Genomic DNA, 21,024 nt, shown 5'->3' on the forward strand with positions numbered 1-21,024 from the left:
AAGGACGGCCATCATGCCTCTGACCACCACCGAGTACGACAACGGCGGCGACCTCGGCACGTACACCGACTCGCTGATCGCCTCGAAGGACTCGCGGATCGCCGACTTCGACACGCTCTCCTTCCAGGAGAAGGCGGGCCCGCAGTACCGCCGCGGGCAGATCCGCTACGTCGGCTCCGGCGCCACCGGCAACCACGAGGGCGACAAGCGGATCCTCCCCTCCGGCGGCTTCACCTTCTCCAACATGCTGCTGCCGCCCGGCGCCGAGGGCCCGGCCCACACCCACCACGACGTGGAGGAGGCGTTCTTCGTCCTGGAGGGCGAGGTCCGCGTGGGCATCCACCGCGGCGCGGAGGAGGCGGAGTACCGCACGCTCGGCTACCGCGACATGATCGTGGTGCCGGCCGGGGTGACCCGCTCGCTGAAGAACGAGGGCGACACCGACGCCCTGTTCTGTGTCGTGATCGGCACGCAGAAGCCGCAGGTCCCGTCCTACCCCGAGTACTCGCCGATGCACGGCGTCACCCGTGACTGACGCCCCTCTGGTCGTCGTGACCGGGGCGGGCCGTGGCCTGGGACTGGCCATGGCCCGCCGGGCCGGCGCGGACGGCTTCCGGGTCGTCGTCGCCGAGGTCGACGCGGAGCGCGGCTCCCGGGCGGCGGACGAGCTGCGGTCCGAGGGCCTCGACGCGCACTTCGTGCGGTGCGATGTCGCCGACCCGGCCTCGGTCGCCGAACTCGCCTCCACTGTGGGCGACTTGGGCGTGTTGTACGGGCTCGTCAACAACGCCGCGCTCGCCAACGGTGTCGGCGGCAAGGAGTTCCAGGACATCGACATCGAGTCCTGGGACCGCCTGATGGCGGTGAACGCGCGCGGCCCATGGCTCGTCGCGAAGGCGCTGCACCCACTGTTCGGCCCGACCGGACGCATCGTCAACATCGCCTCGGACGCCGCCCTTTACGGATCCCCTCGCCTTGCCCACTACATCGCCTCCAAGGGCGCTGTCATCGCCCTCACCCGGGCCATGGCACGGGAGTTGGGTGCGCGCGGCATCACCGTGAACGCGCTCGCGCCCGGCCTCACCGAAGGCGAGGCGACCGAGACGGTGCCCGCCGAGCGGCACGGACTCTACGCGGCGAACCGGGCGATCCCGCGGGCCCAGCAACCCGACGACCTGGTCGGCCTCGCGTCCTTCCTCCTCTCCGAGGAGTCGCGCTACCTCACCGGACAAGTGATCGCCGTCAACGGCGGCTTCACGATGAACTGACAGTCGACTGACTGCCAATCGACTGCCATCGACTGTCAACTGACGTACTGGAGACGAGAGTTATGGATCTGGGCCTCGCCGACCGGACCTACGTGGTCACCGGAGGCAGCTCGGGCGTCGGCCTGGCCACGGTCCGCGCCCTGCTCGACGAGGGCGCGAGGGTCGCCACGTGCGGGCGTGACGCCGAGCGGCTGCGGCGGATCGGCGCACACGAACGGCTCTTCACCGACGTGTGCGACGTGCGCGACGCCGATGCCGTACGGGACTTCGTGACCGCGTCGGCCGACGCGCTCGGCGGACGGATCGACGGGCTCGTCAACAACGCCGGACAGTCCCGCATGAAGCGCCTCGACGAGACGACCCCGGACGACTGGCGCGACGAACTCGAGCTGAAGTTCGCGGGCGTGCTGAACCCCCTGCAGGCCGCCCGGGGCCACCTGCGGGCGTCCGACGCGGCGTCCGTCGTCAATGTCAACGCCGTCCTCGCCAAGCAGCCCGAGCCCCGTCTCATCACGACGAGCGCGGCCCGCGCCGGCATCCTCAACCTCTCCAAATCCCTCGCCACGGAGCTCGCTCCGGACGGCATCCGGGTCAACTCCGTGTGCCTCGGGCTCATCGACACCGGTCAGTGGACGCGCCGCCATGCCACCGCGGACTCCGGTCTCTCCTACGCGGACTGGCAGGCGGAACTGGCCGCCGACCGGGGCGTCGCCCTGGGCAGGCTCGGCCGGGCCGATGAGGTCGCGTACGCGGTCGTCTCCCTGCTCTCGCCGCGTGCCTCGTACATCACCGGAACCGGCATCGACGTCTGCGGCGGCATCGGCCGCGGCATCCTCTGAGGAGTTCGCATGCACCACGCCACCCCGCAGCACGCCACCCCGCGGTACGCCCATGGGGGCGACCTCCTCGTCGCCGTCCTGAAGGAACTGGGCGTCGACACGGTCTTCGGGATCGTCTCCGTGCACAATCTGCCGCTGGTCGAGGCCGTCGACCGCGAGCTGCGCTTCGTCCCGGTACGGCACGAGGCGAGCGCGGTGAACGCGGCCGACGCGTACGGGCGGGCCCGCGGCTCGATCGGCTGCGCGCTCACCTCGACCGGGACCGGCGCGGGCAACGCGGCCGGGTCGCTTGTCGAGGCGCTGGCCTCCGGCACGTCCGTGCTGCACGTCACCGGCCAGGTCGAGTCCGCGTTCCTGGGCAGCGGGCGGGGCTTCATCCACGAGACACAGGACCAGCTCGGCATGTTGAAGGCCGTCTCCGCGTACGCCGCGACGGTCGGCTCCGCGGAGGACGCGGGCCGGGTGCTGCGGGAGGCGGCCCGCGCGGCCCTCGCCTCACCGGGCGGCCCGGCGAGCGTGGAGTGGCCCATCGACCTCCAGTACGCGGTCCAGCACGATGCCGCCGGCCCGGTGCGGGAGCCGACGCGCCCGGCGCCCGAACCGACCGAACCGGCCGCCGCCGGAGCCCTGTTGGCCACCGCCCGGCGTCCGCTGATCTGGGCCGGCGGCGGCGCCGTCCGGGCCCGTACCGAACTCGCCGCGCTCGTCGAGGCGACCGGCGCCGGGCTGCTCACCTCCAACTCGGGGCGCGGCGCCGTCCCCGAGGACCACCCGCAGGTCATCGGCAACTTCGCGACGACCCCGCAGGGCCGCGCCCTGCTCGCCGACGCGGACGTCCTGCTGACGATCGGCACCCACTTCCGGTCCAACGAGACGGCGGACTACGGGCTCGGACTGCCCTCGGCCCACATCCAGATCGACATCGACGCGGCGGCGCTCGGCCGCGCCTACCCTGCCTCGCACCCCCTGCACGGCGACGCCGCCGACATCCTGTCCGCCCTGCTCCCCCATGCCCGTACGGCCGACCCGGAGTGGACGCGCCGGGTCGGGCAGGTCCGCGCCGACGTCCGCGCCGCGCTGCACGAGAACATCGGCCCACAGGCCGCGATCTGCGACGCGCTGCGCGCCGCGCTGCCGCGGGACGCGGTCGTCGCCCGGGACGTCACCATCCCCTCCAGCAGCTGGGGCAACCGGCTCCTGGAGATGTACGAGCCGCACGCCAACGTCTTCCCGCGCGGCGGTGGTATCGGCCAGGGCCTCGGCATGGGCATCGGCGCCGCGCTCGCCGCGCCCGGGCGGCCCACCGTGGTCATCGCCGGCGACGGCGGCCTCGCCGTGCACCTGGGCGAACTGCTCACGGTCGCCCAGGAACGTCCCCGGCTGACCGTCGTTGTCTTCAACGACGGCGGTTACGGCGTACTGCGCAACATGCAGGACCGCTACGGCGAGCGCCGCTCCGGCGTCGACCTGACCACCCCCGACTTCGAGCTCCTCGCCCGCGCCTGCGGCCTGCCCTACCTGCGCATCGCGGACGCCGCGCACGCCCGGCCGGTGATCGAGGAAGCGGTCGCCTCGGACGGGCCGACGCTCGTCGAGGTGGACCTGGCGGCGCTCGGTCCGATGAAGAACCCGTTCACTCCGCCCGTGAAGATCCCCACCGCGTAGGGAGACCGCGCCATGACGACGACCGAAGAGCGTCAACTGTCCCTGCTCGTGCGGCGGATGACCTGGGAGGCCGACGGCGTCCTGTCCGTCGAGCTCACCCACCCCGACGGCAAGCCGCTGCCCGCCTGGGCGCCCGGTGCCCATGTCGACGTGCACGTCGGGGGGCAGGTCCGGCAGTACAGCCTGTGCGGCGACCCCGCGGCGACGGGCACGTACCGTATCGGCGTTCTCAACGAGCCGTCCTCGCGCGGTGGTTCACGCCACGTGCACACATCGCTCCGGCCCGGCCAGCGGATCACGGTCTCCGAGCCCCGCAACCGCTTCACCCTGGAGAACGCCGCCGCGTACGTGTTCGTCGCGGGCGGGATCGGCGTCACCCCGCTCCTCGCGATGGCCCGGGAAGCGGCACGGCAGGGCACTCCGTGGCGGATGGTGTACGGCGGCCGCAGTCGCGCCTCCATGGCGTTCACCGAGGAACTCGCCGCACTGGGCGACGCGTTGACGCTCGTACCTCAGGACGAGCTCGGCCACATCGACCTGGCCGCGACCCTCGCGGACGTGCCCGAGGGCGCGCTCGTCTACTGCTGCGGGCCCGAGCCGCTGCTCTCCGCCGTCGAGGCGGTGTGCCCGGCCGAGCTTCTGCGGGTCGAGCGGTTCGCGGCGCCCGTCACCGAACGGGCGGCGGACGACGACGAGTTCGAGGTCGAATGCCGCACGTCCGGGCTGACCCTCACCGTCGGCGCGGACACCTCGATCCTCGCGGCAGCCGAGCAGGCGGGCCTGGACGTCGCCAGCTCCTGCCGCGACGGCATCTGCGGCTCCTGCGAGACGCGGGTGCTCGCCGGCGCCCCCGACCACCGCGACTTCCTTCTCTCCGACGCCGAGCGCGCCGCCAACACCTCGATGATGATCTGCGTCTCGCGCCGCGCGTCGGGCCGCCTCGTCCTCGACCTGTGACCCCCGTCCCGAAACCACCGCGGAGACACGTATGAGCACCGAGACCGACTGGCCCTACCTGGACATCCACCAGTCCCGTACGCACGAGCCGAGCCCCTACGAGTACAAGCTGGCCGCCACCCTCGAAGAGGTCTTCACCAAGGAGGGCCACGAACTCGCCCACGTAGTACGCGGGTTGAACGCCCGCCAGGTTCACGCACCCGACGGGTCGCCGTGGACCGAGGAGTCCTTCACCGCCGAGATGCACCGACTGGGAGCGTGACCGCCATGACCACCCTGACCGCCGATCACCTGTACGCGACGGGCCTGCGCGGCCAGTGGCACCCGGTCGTCCCGTCCTCGTTCGTCGCGCCCGGCGCGATGCGCAAGGTCACCGTCCTCGGCGAGCAGTGGCTGCTGTTCCGCCGCTCCGACGGCGCCCTGAGCATGCTGGCCGACCGCTGTCCGCACCGCGGCGCCCCGCTCTCGCTCGGCAAACACCTGGGCGACCGGGTGGCCTGCTGGTACCACGGCGTGGAGATCGAGACGGACGGCACCGTCTCGGCCGTGCCCGGCCTGCCCGGCTGCAACCTGGAGGGCAAGCAGCTCGTCACCTCACTCCCGGTGCGGGAGGTCTCGGGCGCCGTCCTCGCCTACTTCGGCACCGAACAGCAGCCGGGGCCGGTCGAGTTGACGCTCCCGGAGCCGCTGACCGACCCGGACACCGACGCGATCCTGTGCTACGCCGAGTGGAACGTGCCGTGGCGCTACGCCGTCGAGAATCTGCTCGACCCGATGCACGGCGCTTTCCTGCACCACGACTCGCACACGATGTTCGACGGCGACACCACCGCCAAGTTCCGCATCCGGGAGACCGACCGCGGCTACTTCTTCGAGAAGACCGACCAGCGGGGCGTCAACTTCGACTGGGTCGAACTGTGCCGGACCGGCGTGGACTGGGTCGACCTGTCGATCCCGTACCCGCCGTCGGCGGGCCCCGGCGGACCGTTCGGCATCGTCGGCATGGTGCGGCCGGTCGACGCGGAGCGCTGCGCCGTCTTCTTCTGGCGCTACCGCACGGTCCAGGGCTGGCAGCGCGACAGCTGGCGGTTCCTCTACAAGACGCTGATCGAGGAGCGCCACTGGGCGGTCCTGGAGCAGGACCGGGTGATGCTGGAGGCCATGCCGACCGACGCCGACCAGCGCGAGAACCTCTACCAGCACGACCTGGGCGTGGTCCGGCTGCGCCGGCTCTACCGCGCGGGCGCCGAGGAACAGGCGAGCGCATGAGGCCCTGAGCAATGGGTCCGGTCTCCCGCCCGGCTCGCCCCCGCCGCTCGTGGCCACATAATGGTCCGAGACATCGGAGGTATCTGCCCTCCGGACGAGCAGAGGGGGCTGCCATGGCCGTCACCGACGAGGCCATCGAGAAGATCAAGGGCATGATCGTCTCCGGCGCGCTGCGCCCCGGCGACCGGCTCCCCAAGGAGAGCGAACTCGCCGCGGACCTGGGCCTGTCACGCAACTCGCTGCGGGAGGCGGTCCGCGCCCTGTCGCTGATCCGCATTCTCGACGTGCGCCAGGGCGACGGCACGTACGTCACCAGCCTCGACCCTCAACTGCTGCTCGAGGCGCTGAGTTTCGTGGTCGACTTCCACCGCGACGACACGGTCCTGGAGTTCCTCGCCGTGCGCCGCATCCTGGAGCCCGCCGCGACGGCGATGGCCGCGACCCTGATCGACGAGGAGCAGCTCGACAAGCTCTCGGCGCAGCTGGACGCCCTGGGCGCCGGTCCTTCGGTGGAGGAGCTGGTCGCCGCCGACCTCGACTTCCACCGCGGCATCGTCAAGGCGTCCGGCAACTCGGTCCTGTGCTCCCTGCTCGACGGTCTCTCCGGACCGACCACCCGGGCCCGCATCTGGCGCGGCCTGACGCAGGAGGACGCGGTCAGCCGCACCCTGCACGAACACCGCGCGATTCTGGCCGCACTGCGCGACGGCGACGCGGAGGCGGCGCGGTCCTGGGCGACGGTGCACATCGCGAGCGTGGAGCAGTGGCTGCGCTCGACCCTGTGACGGAGCCCCGGCACTGGGGCAAAGGGGCCGCACGGGTGGAGTGGGGCACTCCGACTCGGGGCAGTGTTTCCGGCAGCCGCCGGGTTCCGGGGGGCTGCGGAGGGTCCGCGCGGACGCCGTAAGGTGGGCAGGTACGCGAGGGCACGTCGGAAGGAGGCGCTGGGTGATCGAGCTCGAGGGGGTTCCCGAGCTGGTCGACCCGGTCATGGTGGCCGCGTTCGAGGGCTGGAACGATGCCGGCGACGCCGCCTCCACCGCGGTCGCGCATCTCGACAAGGAGTGGAAGGGCCAGGTGTTCGCGGCGCTGGACGCCGAGGACTACTACGACTTCCAGGTCAACCGGCCCACGGTGTGGCTGGAGGACGGTGTGCGCAAGGTCACGTGGCCGACGACCCGTCTCTCGGTGGTCCGCATCGGCGGCGACAAGCCGCGTGACCTGGTCCTGGTCCGGGGTATCGAGCCGTCGATGCGCTGGCGCTCGTTCTGCAACGAGATCCTCGGCTTCGCGCACGAGCTGGGCGTCGAGCTGGTCGTCATCCTGGGCGCGCTGCTCGGTGACACCCCGCACACGCGCCCGGTGCCGGTGTCCGGCGTCACGTCCGACGCGGATCTCGCTACGCGCATGGATCTGGAGGAGACCAAGTACGAGGGCCCGACGGGCATCGTCGGCATCCTCCAGGAGGCGTGCACGCATGCGGGCGTCCCGGCGGTCTCCCTGTGGGCGGCGGTCCCGCACTACGTTTCGCAGCCGCCGAACCCGAAGGCGACCCTGGCGCTCCTCAACCGCCTCGAGGACCTGATCGACCTGCGCATCCCGCTGGGCGAGCTGCCCGAGGACGCGCGCGCCTGGCAGCTGGGCGTGGATCAGCTGGCGGCCGAGGACAGCGAGGTCGCCGAGTACGTCCAGAGTCTCGAAGAGGCGCGGGACACCGCGGAGCTGCCCGAGGCGTCCGGCGAGGCCATCGCCCGCGAATTCGAGCGCTACCTGCGGCGTCGCGATCCGGGCGCCCCGCCGAGCGGGCACGCGACGGACGGCGGGGACGGTTCGCCGTACCTGAGGGACAACCCGAGCGGCCGGCCCCGTCCGCCCAAGCCACCGCGTCCGGAGAGCGACGAGGGCGACGAATAGCCCGTAGGGCAAGATCAAGACAAATAGGCCGCAGGACACGCGGCGGGCGGACGCCCGCGGTACCGGGAAACCGGTACCGCGGGCGTCCGCTTTTGTCAGGCGCTCATGAGGCGCTGCCCTGCACTCGTGGGGCGCACGGGGTCCTATGGGACCGGATTTGTCACGGTCCCATGAGCCCGGAACCCGCCGCGGGCCGGACCCGGCGGCATGTGCCACTTTCCGTTTGGCCGGTTTGTGACGTGACACCGGATTCCTTGCGGATTGGTGGGGGTTCCCCATTCAACTTGTTTTCAAACGCACTTTGGCCAACAAGGGGTGGACGGGCGGGCGTGGCCGTAGCAAGGTGTGCCCCGGACGAGCGCGGCACAGGCACACCGGAACGACCGGACATGGCGAGGGAGCTGTGGAGCGATGACCGATCAGCACGCGGAATCGGCGCGAGGCCCGGGGGCGGGGCCGGGGGCGGCCGGCCCGGGGCCTGAAGGTTCCGGTTTCAGCTATCGCGGGGCGGAAGAGGAACTGATCGTCCTGGCGCGCCCCGAGGCCCAGTTGCGTGTCCAGGCCGACGGAGTGCGCTCGGCGGCGGGCACCGACGTCTCGGCCCTGAACATGTTCCTGGGTGACGAACAGCTCGCCCTGGAACCGCTGTTCGGCAGCGAGGAGCGGCTGCGGGGGGTGTCCGAGGCGGCGGCGGCCGGGGCGGACTTCCCCGACCTGGCGCTGTTCTACCGGGTCAGCGGCGGCGCGGACCGCACCCAGGAACTGCGCGCCCGGATCGCGGCGCTGCCCGGGATCGTGACGGCATACGTGAAGCCGGGCGCGGTGCCCGCCGCCATGCCGGAGGAGTTCGACGAGGCGCGGCGCATGAAGGAGAAGACCGCCGCGACCCCTGATTTCACCGCCCGCCAGCGCTACTTGGGCCCCGCGCCCGAGGGCGTGGACGCGCAGTGGGCGTGGCAGCGGCTCGGTGGCAGCGGCGAGGGCGTCACCGTCATCGACGTCGAGGGCGCCTGGCAGCTCGGGCACGAGGACCTGTCTTCGAAGCTGGCCGGCATCGTGATCGGCACGCCGGTCGCGGACGTGGCCTGGCGCAACCACGGCACGGCGGTGCTCGGCGTGATCGGCGGCGATCGCGGCGAGCACGGAGTCACCGGAATCGCACCGGAGGCGGTGACGGCGGCGGCGTCGTTCCAGGGTGTCGGTACGGCGGCGGCGATCCACGCGGCCGCGGAGCGCCTCTCCCCCGGTGACATCGTCCTGATCGAACTGCACCGCCCGGGGCCGCGGTTCGACTTCGCGCAGCGCGACGACCAGCGCGGCTACATCCCCCTGGAATGGTGGCCCGACGACTACGCCGCGATCAAGTACGCGACGTCGAAGGGGATCGTGGTCGTCGGCGCCGCGGGCAACGGCGCCGAGTCGCTCGACGACGCGGTGTACGAGCGGCGCCCGGACGAGTTCCCGGCGTGGTGGCACAACCCGTTCAACCCGTCGAACAAATCGACCGACGCGGTCCTCGTGGGCGCCGGCGCGCCGCCTCCTGGCACGCACGGCCGCGACCACGGCCCGGACCGCTCGCGCCTCTCCTTCTCCAACTACGGCGCCCGCGTGGACGCCCAGGGGTGGGGCCGCGAGGTCACGACCACCGGCGGCTCCTGGGACCGGCCCGGCGATCTGCAGGGCGGCAGCGAAGAGATCGCCTGGTACACCGACACTTTCTCCGGCACCTCGTCCGCCTCCCCGGTGGTCGTCGGCGCGCTGGCCTGCCTGCAAGGCATGCTCAAGGCAGGAGGCCAGCGCCCGATGACCTCGCAGCGGGCGCGCGAGATGCTCCGGGCGACCGGCTCACCGCAGCAGGACGCCCCCGGCCGGCCCGCGTCGCAGCGGATCGGCAACCGGCCCGACCTGAAGGCGGCGGTCACCAACGTGCTGCCGTCCACGGTCGGCTCGGGCCAGGCGGATCGGTACTGGGACGAACTGATCCCGTATCCGCCCGAACTCCCGCCCCGGATGAGGCTGTTCGTGGCGGGCGCCTGGCGCAATCTGACCCACCCGTCCCCCGAAATCCGCCAGGCGGTGCACTCCGCCTTCGCGGGGGGACGGCCCGATGTACGTGTCTGGTTCTCGGACGACGAGATCGTCGGCCTGGTCATCACGGGCTGACGAACGCAGCCAACCATTGATGGAAGGTGGCACCCGCATGAGCATCACCCCCCAAATGAGCCAGCAGGGGCAGCAGTTCCCGAGCACCTCGCCCTACCAGCAGCACCAGCAGCAGCAGTCCCCGTTCGGCCAGCAGGGCTACGGCCAGCAGTCGCCGTTCGGTCAGCAGTCGCCCTTCGGTCAGCAGGGCCAGCAGCAGCAGTCGCCGTTCGGCCAGCAGGGCTACGGCCAGCAGCAGCAGTCCCCGTTCGGCCAGCAGGGCTTCGGCCAGCAGCAGCCGATGGGGATGGGCGGCTCGCTCGAGCAGTTGCAGCAGCTCGCCCAGCAGCAGCCCTTCCAGGGCCTGATCCAGCAGCTCGGCCAGCAGCAGCAGATGGGCCAGCAGCAGGGTCAGCAGCAGGGCCAGGGCCAGCAGCAGCAGGTCGAGCAGCAGGTGCAGCAGCATCTCCACCAGATCGCCCAGATCGCGGTGCAGCACGCTCAGCAGCAAGTCCAGCAGCAGGTGCTGCAGGCCGGCGTCGCGGACGCGTACATCGACGTGGTGCAGCCGCTGCCCGGCCAGCCCAGCCTCATCGCGCTGCGCATCCAGGGTCAGTTCAGGATCTTCGCCAACCCCAACCCGCAGACCCACGACCAGGTCCAGGAAGCCTTCGCGTTCGGCCACCAGGTCGTCGGCATCTGGGACTCCAACTCACAGCAGATCCTGCGCAGCATCCACGTGCGCAAGATCTGACCAGCGCAATCCGACCAGCGCAATCCGACCGGCACCATTCGATCGGCACCAGCTGATCGCAGGATCCGATCAGAACAGGTAAACCGAGGGGCGCTTCCTCCGCAGGGAGGAGGCGCCCCTCTCCTGTGTCAGCCCTCGCCCGCACACGTGAACGCGGCGGCGGCCCAGTCCCCGTGATCCCCGGTCTTCGACCCGTTCGTGTCGGTCACCTTGAGCCGGACGTGCCGCGCGCCGGACACGTCCACGTCCACCGGCACGGCCGCCGAGGCGCCCGTCACCTTCGGCGACGTCCACAGCACCGCGCCATCGGCCTCGACGGAGAAGGCGACCTCCCCATATCCGTTGATCTCGTCGTCGATCCCGACGTCGGCGGTCAGCCGACTGCACCGGCCCCCGAGATAGACCTCGATGTCGGAGTCGGCGTGCACGCCGATGCCCTTGTCGTACGTCTTCCCGGCGAGGGTCAGGGGGTGGCCGTCGGTGGCGCCGGACTCGCCGTTGCTGCGGTCGCGTTCGGCGGGCCCGTATCCGTTGGCCGACGTCAGCCATGCCAGATCACTCGCCCAGGCGTTCCCCGTGGGCGGCTCCGGCATCACGCTCACCCCGAAGTGCCCCTGTGCGACGCGCTGTTGACCGGCCGCGCGGTATCGGGTCGTCGCGGTCAGCGCCTGCTCCCCCGGGGCCGCGTCCTTGGCGGGAGTGACGGCGAGCTCCACGCGCCGAGTGGTGCCGGCCGGGACGCGGCCGACGGTCACGGCGTCATCGGCCCGCCACCCGTCGGGCACGCCCAGGGCCACGGAGACGTCCGTGGCGTCCTTGGTGCCCGCGGTGACATCGACGGCGACCTTCCCGCCGACGCCCGCGCCCACCTCCTGCTCCACCGGTGCGCTCACCGCGGCGGCGGCGCCCGGCACGGCACCGCCCACCGCGGCCGTGTCACGCAGGTCGAGCGTGAAGGCGTGCCGGGTCGACAGCTTTCCGGTCTTCACGAGTACGACGCCGCCGCGGTCGTCGCGGTCGTAGAACCAGCCGCTCGTGGCCTTCTCGTACGCGCTCCTGGACGCGGCCCGGGTCATCTTCCGGCCATCGAGCCGGACGTGGCTCGGCGCGTCGGCGGTGTGCACGGTGAAGGAGTAGGGCCGCGCGCCCTGCTTCCCCTTGAACTCCCCCCGACCGGCCCCGATCCGTACCCGCACGTCTCCGGCGCCGGCCTTCGGCGCGTCGACCTCGGCCTGCTGGGTCGCGAAGGCGCCGTCGCGGTGCGCGCGCGTCACGCCGTCGTCCTCGTACAGCTGGAAGGAGGACCTGCCCTGCGGGTAGATGTCCCAGGCGAGCGGGGAGCCGGCGGTGCGGTCGGCGTACGAGCGGATGCCGGGCCACATCGGCACGGCGGCCCCGCCCTTCACGAACAGCGGGAGGGTGTCGAGCGGGGCGCTGTACCCGTCGATCGTGGTCGGTCCCTGGTAGACGCGGCCGGTCCAGTAGTCGGTCCAGGTGCCTTTCGGCAGATAGATCCCGTCCCGTACGGCGCTGTCCTTGTAGACCGGTGCGACGAGGAAGTCCTCGCCGGTCAGGAACTCGTACTTGGCCGCGTCGGTCGCGGCCTTCGGGTCGTCCGGGTACTCGAGCGCGAGCGGCCGCACGGCTCCCACACCCGTGTCCGTCGCCTCATGCGCGTACGCGTACAGGTAGGGCAGCAGCGACTCGTGCAGCTTGAGGTACTTCCGGTTGATGGTCGTGTACGGCTCGCCCTGCCGGAACGGCTGCTTGTCACTGGCCGCCCAGCCGTCCATCGTCATGGTCACGGGCAGCAGCGACTTCCACTGCAGATCGCGTACGTACGTCTTGGGGCTGCCCCCGAAGATGCCGTCCACGTCGCCCGTCGTGTAGGCGAGCCCGGACATCGTGGCGCCCGCGTAGGTCGGAATCTGCCAGCGGATGTAGTCCCAGGATCCGGACTGGTCGCCCGACCACTGGACACCGCAGCGCTGCGCGCCCGCCCAGCTCTCGGGGGCCCAGGTGAAGCCGCGTGCGTCGGAGTTGTCCTCGATGCCCTGGTAGGCGGCCTTGCAGCCGTCGAGCGCGAACTTGTATCCCGCGCCGACCCAGGCGACGTCGAGCTTGGCGACGCGCTGTCCGGCCTTGACCTGGTCGGCGATCTTGTCGATGCCGTCCTCGGTCCATAGTCCTAGCTGCGTCTTGTCGGCCTGCAGGCCCTTGGCCGTCTCGGCAAGGTTCTCGTGCCCGCAGCCGTATCCGTCGTTGACGAGCATCCAGCCCAGGGGCATGTCGTTCTCGACGTACTGGTCGGAGATCTTCAGGGCGTCGAGGGTGTGCCGCTCACCGCGGTTGGCGTTGTGCAAGTAGCAGTCGGCGTCGCCGACTTCGAGGCCGTAGACCGGCGGCAGGAAGGGCTTGCCGGTCAGCTTCGTGTACTGCCCGATGACGTCCTTGGCGCTGTCGGAGCCGCTGCCCGCGAAGTAGTACGCGTCGAAGCGGCGTTCCTTGGCGGCTGCCGTGACGGGTTCGCCGAAGGTGTACGTGTTGGGGGCATAGGTGTTCCGGAAGACGCCGTATCCGGCCGAGGGGAGGTAGAACGGGACGGAGTTGGGGTGGCCCCCGTCGTCCCAGTTGTAGTCGACCTCGGCCTCGACGGTCCGGCCGCGCAGCGAGGTGTTGCCGCGCCCGTTCTGCATGCCGGCGCCGTAGAACTGCTCTTCGCTGCCGCGGCCGAGGGTCTGCGTCGTGCTGTCGGCGGTCCAGCTGATCGGCGCGCTCTCGGCCCAGACCTGGGTGCCGTCGTGCCGGAACAGGGCGAAGCGCAGCGGGGACTTGTAGGCGCGCAGGGTGACCTTGCTGCTGCTCAGCTCGTAGCGGTCGCCCTTGTCCTTCCAGCGGGTCGCGGGCGGGCGGCCCTGGGGCAGGACGATGTCGTCACCGGCCGGGTCGGTGAACGTGCCGTCCGGGGCCAGCTCGATGCGGAAGCTCTCGCTCGAGACGAAACTGACGCGCGCCTCGGCGTTCCCCGCGTCGAACGTGTAGCGGGACCCGTCGGGGTGGAACCCGGTGACCTCGCCGACCGTGCCGGACGGATCCGCCTGCGCGAGTCCGGGCCCGGCGAAAGCGGCCGCGAGGCCGAGCAGGGCGACGGTGATCAACGATCTGAGACGTCTGGACGTGCTCGATGCTGATTGCATGAGCAGTGTTTAGCGCAGAAACGAGCACGCGCCTAGAGGGCGGCGCCAGCCACATGAAACAGCCCCTCCGGCGTTCGAGGGGAGCGGGGCCCGGGGCGGAGCCCCGTGACCTCGACTTCTCGCCCCGGAAGGGCTGTTCACAGACGGGTGATATGGGGCCTAGAGAGCGACCCCGAGCAGCGCGTCGACGGCCCGGGAAACGACGCCCGGTGCGCCGTCATCCGTACCGCCGCTTTCGGACTGTGCCTCGGCCCAACGATCAACGGCAGCCAGCGCAGCGGGAGCGTCGAGGTCGTTCGACAACGCCTCCCGGATCTCCTCGACGAGTGCCTGCGCCGACGGCCCGTCGGGCCGCGACACCGCTGCCCGCCACCGTCCGAGACGGGCGACCGCGTCCGAGAGGACCTGGTCCGTCCACTGCCAGTCGGCCCGGTAGTGGTGCGAGAGGAGCGCGAGGCGGATCGCGGCCGGGTCGACGCCGTCGCGCCGCAGCGTCGAGACGAAGACCAGATTGCCCTTGGACTTGGACATCTTCTCGCCGTCGAGCCCGACCATCCCGGCGTGTACGTACGCCTTGGCCATCGGGAACTCGCCGGTCAGCGCCTGGGCGTGCGAGGCGCCCATCTCGTGGTGCGGAAAGGCCAGATCGGATCCCCCGCCCTGGACGTCGAAGCCCATGCCGAGGTGGTCGAGGGCGATGGCGACACATTCGATGTGCCAACCGGGACGGCCCTGGCCCAGTGAGCCGCCGTCCCAGCTGGGCTCGCCGTCGCGCGCGGCCATCCACAGCATCGGGTCGAGCGGGTTCTTCTTGCCCGCGCGGTCCGGGTCGCCGCCGCGCTCGGCGGAGAGCAGCCGCATCGCCTCGGCGTCGAGGTTCGAGACGGAACCGAAGTGCGGGTCGGCCTCGACGGAGAAGTAGACGTCGCCGTCGAGCTCATAGGCGGCACCGGAATCACGGAGCCGCTCGACGAGCGGCACGATGCCGGGTATGGCCTCGACGGCGCCTATGTAGTGCTGCGGCGGCAGCATCCGCAGGGCGGTCATGTCCTCGCGGAACAGGGCGGTCTCGCGCTCGGCGAGGCCGGACCAGTCGATGCCGTCGCGCACGGCCCGCTCGAGCAGCGGGTCGTCGACGTCCGTCACGTTCTGGACATAGTGAACCTGCCGCTTGGTGTCGAGCCACACGCGCTGCACGAGGTCGAACGCGTTGTAGGTCGCCGCGTGACCCATGTGGGTGGCGTCGTACGGCGTGATGCCGCAGACGTAGATACGGGCGACGGGACCGGGGTCGAGTGTGACGAGCCCATCGGTCGCGGTGTCGTGGATCCGAAGGTCGCGGCCCTTGCCAGGCAGGGCGGGGACATCAGAAGCGGGCCAGGCATGCATGCCTTGAGCGTAACCGGACGGCGCTTCCGGATACGAACCGGACCGGCGCAACTGGCCGACGAGGCCCTCTTGCGCACCCGCGGCACACCCGCTAGGCGAGGACCCCGCTGTACGACGCCCCTGGCCGGATCGCGTCACAGCCGCCATCGACCACGACCGAGCCGCAGGTCAGATGGGCGGCCACGGAATCGCGGGCCACTCGCCGCTCGGCTCCCGGTGCCGGCCGGTCTTCAGCAGGGCCGCCACCCGTTCCCGTACGGCTTCGAGCTCGGCCCCGGTGATCAGCTCGCCGAGCCGGACGGCCAGCGGCTCGCCGTCCCGCAGCCGCTCCCGCAGCCCCTCCAGCGCGTCGGCGGCCTCGTCGGTCAGCGGCTCACCGGCCCAGCCCCACAGCAGCGTGCGCAGCTTGTCCTCGACGTTGAAGGTCACCCCGTGGTCGATGCCGTACAGCCGGCCCTCGGGGTCGACGAGGAGATGCCCGCCCTTGCGATCGCCGTTGTTGATCACCGCGTCGAGCACGGCGAGCCGGCGCAACCGAGGGTCGTCGGCGTGCACGAGCAGCGCCGTGCGCCCCTCCTCGACCTCGGCGAAGCCGATGGCCTTCCAGCCCTCCGCAGGCTCCTCGGCGTCGACGAGAGCCAACAGCCGGCCGGTCACCGGGTCCTCTGCGTCCTCTGCGGTCTCCATGTCCTCTGCGTCCTCTGCGGCCTCTGCGGCCTCGGAAGACACGGCGGCCTCGGCGGGGCCGTCGATCCACAGCTGGCACATGCCCTCGCCGTACGGGCCGTCGCGCAGCACGGTCGGCGGCACCAGGCCCCAGCCGAGCGCCTCGCAGACCTCGTACGCGGCGACCTCGCGCTGCGCGAGCGTCCCGTCGGGGAAGTCCCACAGGGGCCGCTCGCCGCGCACCGGTTTGTAGACGCAGCGGGCCTCACGGCCCTCGTACGTGACCGTGCACAGCAGGACGGCGTTCGAGGCGTCGCGGATCTGTCCCTGTACGCGCAGCTCTCCCCGGGCGAGGAGCGCGAGGTCCCGGTCGCTCACGCGTCGCGCCGGTATCCGTTCTGGCGCGGGCATACGTGTCCCTCCGGGTCGAGCGGCAGACTGCACAGCGGGCACGGCGGGCGGCCCGCGTTCACCACGTCGAGGGCCCGCTTGGCGAAGGCGCGGGCCTGCACCCCGGTGAGGCGCACCCGGAGCATCGGCGGACCGTTCTCCTCGTCCTGGAGAAGCCTTTCCTCTGCGTCGGCCAGGTCTTCGTCGGATTCGGCATCCAGCTCGACCAGGGCCTGCGCCTCGACGATCATGCGCTCTTCGTCGCCGTCCCAGGCGAGCGCCATGGTGCCGACGCGGAACTCCTCGTCGACGGGCGCGTTCAAAGGCGCGTTGTCGGAAGTCTCGCCCGGCATCACGGCGGGCACCGGCGCGTTGCCTCCGCTGCGCCGGACGACCTCGTCAAGGAGTTCGTCCATGCGCTCGGCGAGCGCGGCCACCTGCGTCTTCTCCAGCGCCACACTGGTGACCCGGGTTCCTGCCGAGGCCTGCAGGAAGAAGGTGCGGCGCCCGGGGAGCCCGACCGTACCGGCCACGAACCGCTCCGGAGGGTCGTAGAGGTACACCTGACGGGACACGTCCTGTCTCCATGGGATCTGAGTTTCGACTGGCAGGGTTCGGCCGTGGAACGACCGGACCCGACCGTACTTACGGCTGCCTCACCCTACTGCGGCCGACGATCACGGTGCGCCCGCACCGCCTCCGACAGGTGCGTCCGCCTCCCCGGGCTCCTCGCGCGGCGCCAGGGACGCGAAGTCGCCCGTGTCTCCGAGACGTACGAGAAAAGGGCGCAGCCGTGTGTAACGGATCGCTGTGATGGAACAAGGCTCTACGGAGATGCGCTGAAAGAGGTCAAGATGCAGTCCGAGAGCGTCCGCCACCAGGGACTTGATGATGTCGCCGTGCGAGCACATCAGATAGACGGCATCCGTGCCGTACTCGCGCTCCACGCGCGCGTTCCACTCCCGCACCGCTTCGGCGGCCCGGTGCTGCATCTGCCGCATCGATTCCCCGCCGGGGAACGCGGCGGCGGTCGGGTGCTGCTGCACGACCTGCATGAGCGGTTCGTCGGTCAGCTCGGCCAGCTTGCGGCCCGACCAGTCGCCGTAGTCGCACTCGCCGATGCGCTCCTCGGCGCTCACCGGCACGTCGGGCCGCGCGGCGATGAGCGGCGCGAGGGTCTCCTGGCAGCGCTGCAGCGGACTGACGACGATCTGCGCGAGGGGCAGGTCCGCGAGGCGAGCGGGCAGGGCGGCGGCCTGCGCGGCGCCGCGCTCGTCGAGGGCCACACCGGGGGTCCACCCGGCGAGCAGACCCGCGGTGTTGGCGGTGGAGCGTCCGTGCCGGACGAGGATCAGCGTGGGCATGCGGGCCAGCCTAAGCGCACGCGGGAGTGCACCCCTGTCGCCCCCTGGGGAGAATGCGTCTCATGATCGTCGACTGTGCCATCTACCGGGACGGGCGCCGTACCGAGGGCCCTTCCGACTTCTCCGACGCCCTCGATACCGCGCGGTCGACGGGTGACGCGTTCGTGTGGATCGGCCTGCACGAGGCGAGCCAGGACGAGTTCGACCTGGTCAGCCACGAGTTCGGGCTGCATCCGCTGGCCGTCGAGGACGCCTTGAAGGCGCATCAGCGGCCCAAGCTGGAGGTCTACGACGACTCGCTCTTCGTGGTCCTCAAACCGGTCGTGTACGAGCCGCGGAGCGACAAGGTGTCCACGGGAGAGCTGATGCTGTTCCTGGGCGACTCGTTCGTGGTGACGGTGCGGCACGGCGAAGGTGCGCCCCTGAAGGCGGTACGGCAGCGCCTGGAGGCCGATCAGGAGTTACTGAAGCAGGGGCCGACGGCGGTCCTCTACTCGATCGCGGATGCCACCGTCGACCACTACCTGGAGGTCGCGAACGAGCTGCAGATCGACCTGGAGGAGCTGGAGGCGGAGGTCTTCTCCCCCGATCGCGGGGGCTCGCGGGACACCGCGTCCCGGATCTACACCTTCAAACGGCAGGTCCTCGAATTCCGCCGCGCCACCGGCCCGCTGGCCCTGCCGCTCGACCGGCTCTCCGGCGCGGGCCCCTGGGGCCTGGCGCGGGTGGCGTTCGTGAACGAGGGCGCGAAGCCGTTCTTCCGCGACGTGAACGACCACCTGACGCGGGTCAACGAGTCCGTGGACAGTCTGGACCGGCTGGTGTCGGACATCCTGTCCGCGCACCTGGCGCAGATGAGCGTGCGGCAGAACGACGACATGCGCAAGATCTCGGCGTGGGCGGCGATGGCCGCGGTGCCCACGATGATCGCGGGCATCTACGGCATGAACTTCGACCACATGCCCGAGTTGCACTGGGTGTGGTCGTACCCCGCGGTGATCGTGCTGATGGCCGTCCTGGAGCTGGGCCTGTACCGGCTGTTCAAGAGGCGCGGCTGGCTGTAGCGCGGGTCAGACGAACTCCACCGAGGTGGTCACCCGGCCGCCGAGGGCGTTCCGCCGCCGCGGCATCGTCAGGGACACCATGCGCCGCCAGCCGCCGGCCCGTTCGTAGGCGTACACGGTGTGGATCCCGGCGGCGAGCACGGCCGATTTCGTCTTCGGCCACCCCAGGATGCGGCCCATGTGGCCCATGACGGCCAGACTGACGTCCCTGTAGACGGCGATCTCCGCCAGGGCGCACTCGCGCAGGATCCGCTGAATGGTGCGGCCGTGGCCCGCGTACGCGAAGCGGAGCAGTTCCTCGTGGCAGTAGGCGAGGTGGTTGTCCTCGTCGTGGGAGATCATCTTCACCGCGCGGCCGAGATCCGGGTGATCGGCGAAGTGTTTGCGCAGCAGGTCCATCTGCTCGGAGGCCCGCTGTTCGGTGACACGGCTGTGCGCGAGGTAGGTGACCATGTCCTGCACGGAGAGCGGCTCGTCCCGCTCGAGTTGCTCGTGCGCGAGGCCGATGCCGTGCTTCTCCAGCAGCATCGTGTAGTCGGTCTCGTGCGGGACGGGCACCGGTCGCAGGCCGCGCTTCTTCATCAGGGCGTTGAAAATGCGGCCGTGCTTGTCCTCGTCGGCGCCGTGCCGCGCCACCTTGGGCGCGAGCGCTCGCTCGCTCTCGGGGACGAGCGCGGCGATCCGCCCGTTCTCCCAGCCGCCCTGGGACTCACCGCCTGCGGCGATCGAGCAGAACAGCCGGAACGACTCGTCGTTGTCGATGATCTCCTGGAACAGGCTCCTGGCCGACAGCATCGTGGTACCTCCATGCCTGCGCACCGCATCCGGTGTTCCGCAAAAGACGAGTCAAATGCGGTGCGCGAAGAGGGGCAACAGCTGTGCTGTACAACTCGGCCGAACGGAGGAGACGGAGTGTCGGACGAAGGCGTAACCGTGCGCACGATGACGCGTTGTTCTCCGTGACGGCCGTGGCGGGGAAGACCCCCCGAGCCCCCACCACGGCCGCAGAATCGTGCGTCCCGCGTCTCGTGTTACGCCAGCCCGGCCCGCTCCAGCGCCTCTGTGCCCGCCCGGAGCGCGGCCACCCGCTCGTCGAGCGTGAAGCCGGCCGGATTGATCGTCAGCGTGGTGACACCTGCGGCGGCGTAAGCCTGCATCCGGTCGGCGATCCGGTCCACGGAACCGAGCAGCGTCGTGGAGTCGATGAGCTGGTGCGGGACGGCCGCGGCCGCGCCCTCCTTGTCGCCGCCCAGGTACTTCTCCTGGATCTCGGCGGCTTCCTTCTCGTATCCCATGCTCCGCGCGAGCCGGTTGTAGAAGTTCTGCTTGGGGCTGCCCATGCCGCCCACGTAGAGGGCGGTGTAGGGGCGGAAGAAGTCCGCGAGGGCGGCCACGTCCTTGTCGGCGCCCACGGCGAGCGGCAGCGTCGGGCAGACGTCGAAGCCCTCCATCGTCTTGCCGGCCTTCTCGCGGCCCGCGCGCAGCGGCGCGATAGCGGTCTCCTCCAGGTGCTCGGCCGCCGGGAAGATCAGCAGGGCGCCGTCGGCGATCTCGCCGGTCTGCTCCAGGTTCTTCGGCCCGATCGCCGCGATGTAGAGCGGGATGTGCTCGCGCTGCGGGTGCAGGGTCAGCTTGAGCGGCTTGCCCGGCCCGTCCGGCAGCGGGAGCGTCCAGTGCGCGCCGTCGTAGGAGACCCGCTCGCGGCTCATCGCCTTGCGGACGATCTCGACGTACTCGCGCGTGCGCGCCAGCGGCTTGTCGAACTTGACGCCGTACCAGCCCTCGGAGACCTGCGGTCCGGAGACGCCGAGGCCGAGGCGGAAGCGGCCGCCGGAGAGCGAGTCGAGGGTCGATGCCGTCATCGCCGTCATCGTGGGCTGGCGGGCGGGAATCTGGAAGATGGCCGAGCCGACGTCGATGCGCTCGGTCTGCGCGGCGACGAACGCGAGGACGGTGGCGGCGTCGGAGCCGTACGCCTCGGCGGCCCAGCACACCGCGTAGCCGAGCCGGTCGGCCTCCTTCGCGACGGCCAGGTTGTCCGCGTCCATGCCCGCGCCCCAGTACCCGAGATTGATGCCGAGCTTCATTGACCACATCCCCTTAACGCCGTGCGGATCCGCTGGCTTACCCATCGGTAACGTCTCTT

The 21,024-nt window shown here is 71.0% G+C and carries 19 protein-coding genes; 12 read left to right on the forward strand and 7 right to left on the reverse strand.

Annotation, left to right across the window (positions count from 1 at the left end):
• Positions 1–13 precede the first annotated feature (13 nt).
• From ACIREE_RS09990 to ACIREE_RS10040, 11 genes are all read left to right on the forward strand, one after another.
• Positions 14–535: a cupin domain-containing protein gene (locus ACIREE_RS09990; RefSeq protein WP_404148908.1), complete on the forward strand. Its 522-nt coding sequence runs from the start codon at positions 14–16 to the stop codon at positions 533–535.
• Positions 528–1,268, forward strand: a complete 741-nt coding sequence (locus ACIREE_RS09995; RefSeq protein WP_404148911.1) for an SDR family oxidoreductase — start codon at positions 528–530, stop codon at positions 1,266–1,268. Before ACIREE_RS09990 ends, ACIREE_RS09995 begins: the two co-directional genes overlap by 8 nt.
• A gap of 62 nt (positions 1,269–1,330) precedes the next feature.
• Positions 1,331–2,107 (forward strand): SDR family oxidoreductase, encoded by a 777-nt coding sequence (locus ACIREE_RS10000; RefSeq protein ID WP_404148913.1) that lies wholly within the window; start codon positions 1,331–1,333, stop codon positions 2,105–2,107.
• 9 nt (positions 2,108–2,116) lie between these two features.
• On the forward strand, positions 2,117–3,772 hold the full coding sequence (locus ACIREE_RS10005; protein ID WP_404148916.1) for a thiamine pyrophosphate-binding protein: 1,656 nt from the start codon (positions 2,117–2,119) through the stop codon (positions 3,770–3,772).
• A 12-nt stretch (positions 3,773–3,784) separates the two neighbouring features.
• Positions 3,785–4,729 (forward strand): PDR/VanB family oxidoreductase, encoded by a 945-nt coding sequence (locus tag ACIREE_RS10010; protein WP_404148918.1) that lies wholly within the window; start codon positions 3,785–3,787, stop codon positions 4,727–4,729.
• A gap of 31 nt (positions 4,730–4,760) precedes the next feature.
• Positions 4,761–4,991, forward strand: coding sequence for a recombinase-like helix-turn-helix domain-containing protein (locus ACIREE_RS10015; RefSeq protein ID WP_404148920.1), 231 nt, complete (start codon positions 4,761–4,763; stop codon positions 4,989–4,991).
• 5 nt (positions 4,992–4,996) lie between these two features.
• Positions 4,997–5,998 (forward strand): Rieske 2Fe-2S domain-containing protein, encoded by a 1,002-nt coding sequence (locus ACIREE_RS10020; RefSeq protein ID WP_404148923.1) that lies wholly within the window; start codon positions 4,997–4,999, stop codon positions 5,996–5,998.
• 113 nt (positions 5,999–6,111) lie between these two features.
• Positions 6,112–6,783: a FadR/GntR family transcriptional regulator gene (locus ACIREE_RS10025; RefSeq protein ID WP_404148926.1), complete on the forward strand. Its 672-nt coding sequence runs from the start codon at positions 6,112–6,114 to the stop codon at positions 6,781–6,783.
• A gap of 163 nt (positions 6,784–6,946) precedes the next feature.
• On the forward strand, positions 6,947–7,912 hold the full coding sequence (locus ACIREE_RS10030) for a PAC2 family protein (RefSeq protein ID WP_404148929.1): 966 nt from the start codon (positions 6,947–6,949) through the stop codon (positions 7,910–7,912).
• Positions 7,913–8,323: 411 nt separating this feature from the next.
• Positions 8,324–10,075, forward strand: a complete 1,752-nt coding sequence (locus ACIREE_RS10035; protein WP_404148932.1) for a S8 family peptidase — start codon at positions 8,324–8,326, stop codon at positions 10,073–10,075.
• A 37-nt stretch (positions 10,076–10,112) separates the two neighbouring features.
• Entirely contained in the window at positions 10,113–10,808 is a 696-nt protein-coding gene (locus ACIREE_RS10040) for a hypothetical protein (protein ID WP_404148934.1), read from the forward strand.
• 128 nt (positions 10,809–10,936) lie between these two features.
• Here ACIREE_RS10040 and ACIREE_RS10045 read toward each other — a convergent pair whose 3' ends face one another.
• The 5 genes from ACIREE_RS10045 to ACIREE_RS10065 form a co-directional block, all read right to left on the reverse strand.
• Complete coding sequence (locus tag ACIREE_RS10045) at positions 10,937–14,005, reverse strand: NPCBM/NEW2 domain-containing protein (RefSeq protein ID WP_404148936.1); 3,069 nt, start codon at positions 14,003–14,005, stop codon at positions 10,937–10,939.
• 159 nt (positions 14,006–14,164) lie between these two features.
• Positions 14,165–15,394 (reverse strand): cysteine--1-D-myo-inosityl 2-amino-2-deoxy-alpha-D-glucopyranoside ligase, encoded by a 1,230-nt coding sequence (gene mshC, locus ACIREE_RS10050; protein WP_404148939.1) that lies wholly within the window; start codon positions 15,392–15,394, stop codon positions 14,165–14,167.
• A 168-nt stretch (positions 15,395–15,562) separates the two neighbouring features.
• Positions 15,563–16,471, reverse strand: a complete 909-nt coding sequence (locus ACIREE_RS10055; RefSeq protein ID WP_404148941.1) for an SCO1664 family protein — start codon at positions 16,469–16,471, stop codon at positions 15,563–15,565.
• Positions 16,435–17,025, reverse strand: coding sequence for a DUF3090 domain-containing protein (locus ACIREE_RS10060; protein WP_404148943.1), 591 nt, complete (start codon positions 17,023–17,025; stop codon positions 16,435–16,437). Before ACIREE_RS10060 ends, ACIREE_RS10055 begins: the two co-directional genes overlap by 37 nt.
• 102 nt (positions 17,026–17,127) lie before the next feature.
• Complete coding sequence (locus tag ACIREE_RS10065) at positions 17,128–17,814, reverse strand: histidine phosphatase family protein (RefSeq protein WP_404148946.1); 687 nt, start codon at positions 17,812–17,814, stop codon at positions 17,128–17,130.
• A gap of 62 nt (positions 17,815–17,876) precedes the next feature.
• Between ACIREE_RS10065 and corA the strand changes: the two genes are divergently transcribed.
• A complete protein-coding gene (gene corA / locus ACIREE_RS10070; RefSeq protein WP_404148948.1) occupies positions 17,877–18,878 on the forward strand; it encodes a magnesium/cobalt transporter CorA in 1,002 nt (333 codons plus the stop codon).
• Positions 18,879–18,884: 6 nt separating this feature from the next.
• Here corA and ACIREE_RS10075 read toward each other — a convergent pair whose 3' ends face one another.
• Positions 18,885–19,673, reverse strand: coding sequence for a ferritin-like domain-containing protein (locus ACIREE_RS10075; protein WP_404148951.1), 789 nt, complete (start codon positions 19,671–19,673; stop codon positions 18,885–18,887).
• 236 nt (positions 19,674–19,909) lie between these two features.
• On the reverse strand, positions 19,910–20,965 hold the full coding sequence (locus ACIREE_RS10080; protein WP_404148953.1) for an LLM class F420-dependent oxidoreductase: 1,056 nt from the start codon (positions 20,963–20,965) through the stop codon (positions 19,910–19,912).
• Between the last annotated feature and the right edge of the window lie 59 nt (positions 20,966–21,024).

The organism is Streptomyces sp. NPDC102467 (assembly GCF_044765445.1).
Classification (GTDB): Bacteria; Actinomycetota; Actinomycetes; order Streptomycetales; family Streptomycetaceae; genus Streptomyces.

What these genes read in the sequence shown, in the direction of transcription:
- ACIREE_RS10035 (WP_404148932.1), top strand. Translation starts at nt 8,324, where the DNA reads ATGACCGATCAGCACGCGGAATCGGCGCGAGGCCCGGGGGCGGGGCCG.
- ACIREE_RS10075 (WP_404148951.1), bottom strand. Translation starts at nt 19,673, where the DNA reads ATGCTGTCGGCCAGGAGCCTGTTCCAGGAGATCATCGACAACGACGAG.
- ACIREE_RS10020 (WP_404148923.1), top strand. Translation starts at nt 4,997, where the DNA reads ATGACCACCCTGACCGCCGATCACCTGTACGCGACGGGCCTGCGCGGC.
- ACIREE_RS10005 (WP_404148916.1), top strand. Translation starts at nt 2,117, where the DNA reads ATGCACCACGCCACCCCGCAGCACGCCACCCCGCGGTACGCCCATGGG.
- ACIREE_RS10055 (WP_404148941.1), bottom strand. Translation starts at nt 16,471, where the DNA reads ATGCCCGCGCCAGAACGGATACCGGCGCGACGCGTGAGCGACCGGGAC.
- ACIREE_RS10015 (WP_404148920.1), top strand. Translation starts at nt 4,761, where the DNA reads ATGAGCACCGAGACCGACTGGCCCTACCTGGACATCCACCAGTCCCGT.
- ACIREE_RS10040 (WP_404148934.1), top strand. Translation starts at nt 10,113, where the DNA reads ATGAGCATCACCCCCCAAATGAGCCAGCAGGGGCAGCAGTTCCCGAGC.
- ACIREE_RS10065 (WP_404148946.1), bottom strand. Translation starts at nt 17,814, where the DNA reads ATGCCCACGCTGATCCTCGTCCGGCACGGACGCTCCACCGCCAACACC.
- mshC (WP_404148939.1), bottom strand. Translation starts at nt 15,394, where the DNA reads ATGCATGCCTGGCCCGCTTCTGATGTCCCCGCCCTGCCTGGCAAGGGC.
- ACIREE_RS10000 (WP_404148913.1), top strand. Translation starts at nt 1,331, where the DNA reads ATGGATCTGGGCCTCGCCGACCGGACCTACGTGGTCACCGGAGGCAGC.
- corA (WP_404148948.1), top strand. Translation starts at nt 17,877, where the DNA reads ATGATCGTCGACTGTGCCATCTACCGGGACGGGCGCCGTACCGAGGGC.
- ACIREE_RS10025 (WP_404148926.1), top strand. Translation starts at nt 6,112, where the DNA reads ATGGCCGTCACCGACGAGGCCATCGAGAAGATCAAGGGCATGATCGTC.
- ACIREE_RS10045 (WP_404148936.1), bottom strand. Translation starts at nt 14,005, where the DNA reads ATGCAATCAGCATCGAGCACGTCCAGACGTCTCAGATCGTTGATCACC.
- ACIREE_RS10080 (WP_404148953.1), bottom strand. Translation starts at nt 20,965, where the DNA reads ATGAAGCTCGGCATCAATCTCGGGTACTGGGGCGCGGGCATGGACGCG.
- ACIREE_RS10010 (WP_404148918.1), top strand. Translation starts at nt 3,785, where the DNA reads ATGACGACGACCGAAGAGCGTCAACTGTCCCTGCTCGTGCGGCGGATG.
- ACIREE_RS09990 (WP_404148908.1), top strand. Translation starts at nt 14, where the DNA reads ATGCCTCTGACCACCACCGAGTACGACAACGGCGGCGACCTCGGCACG.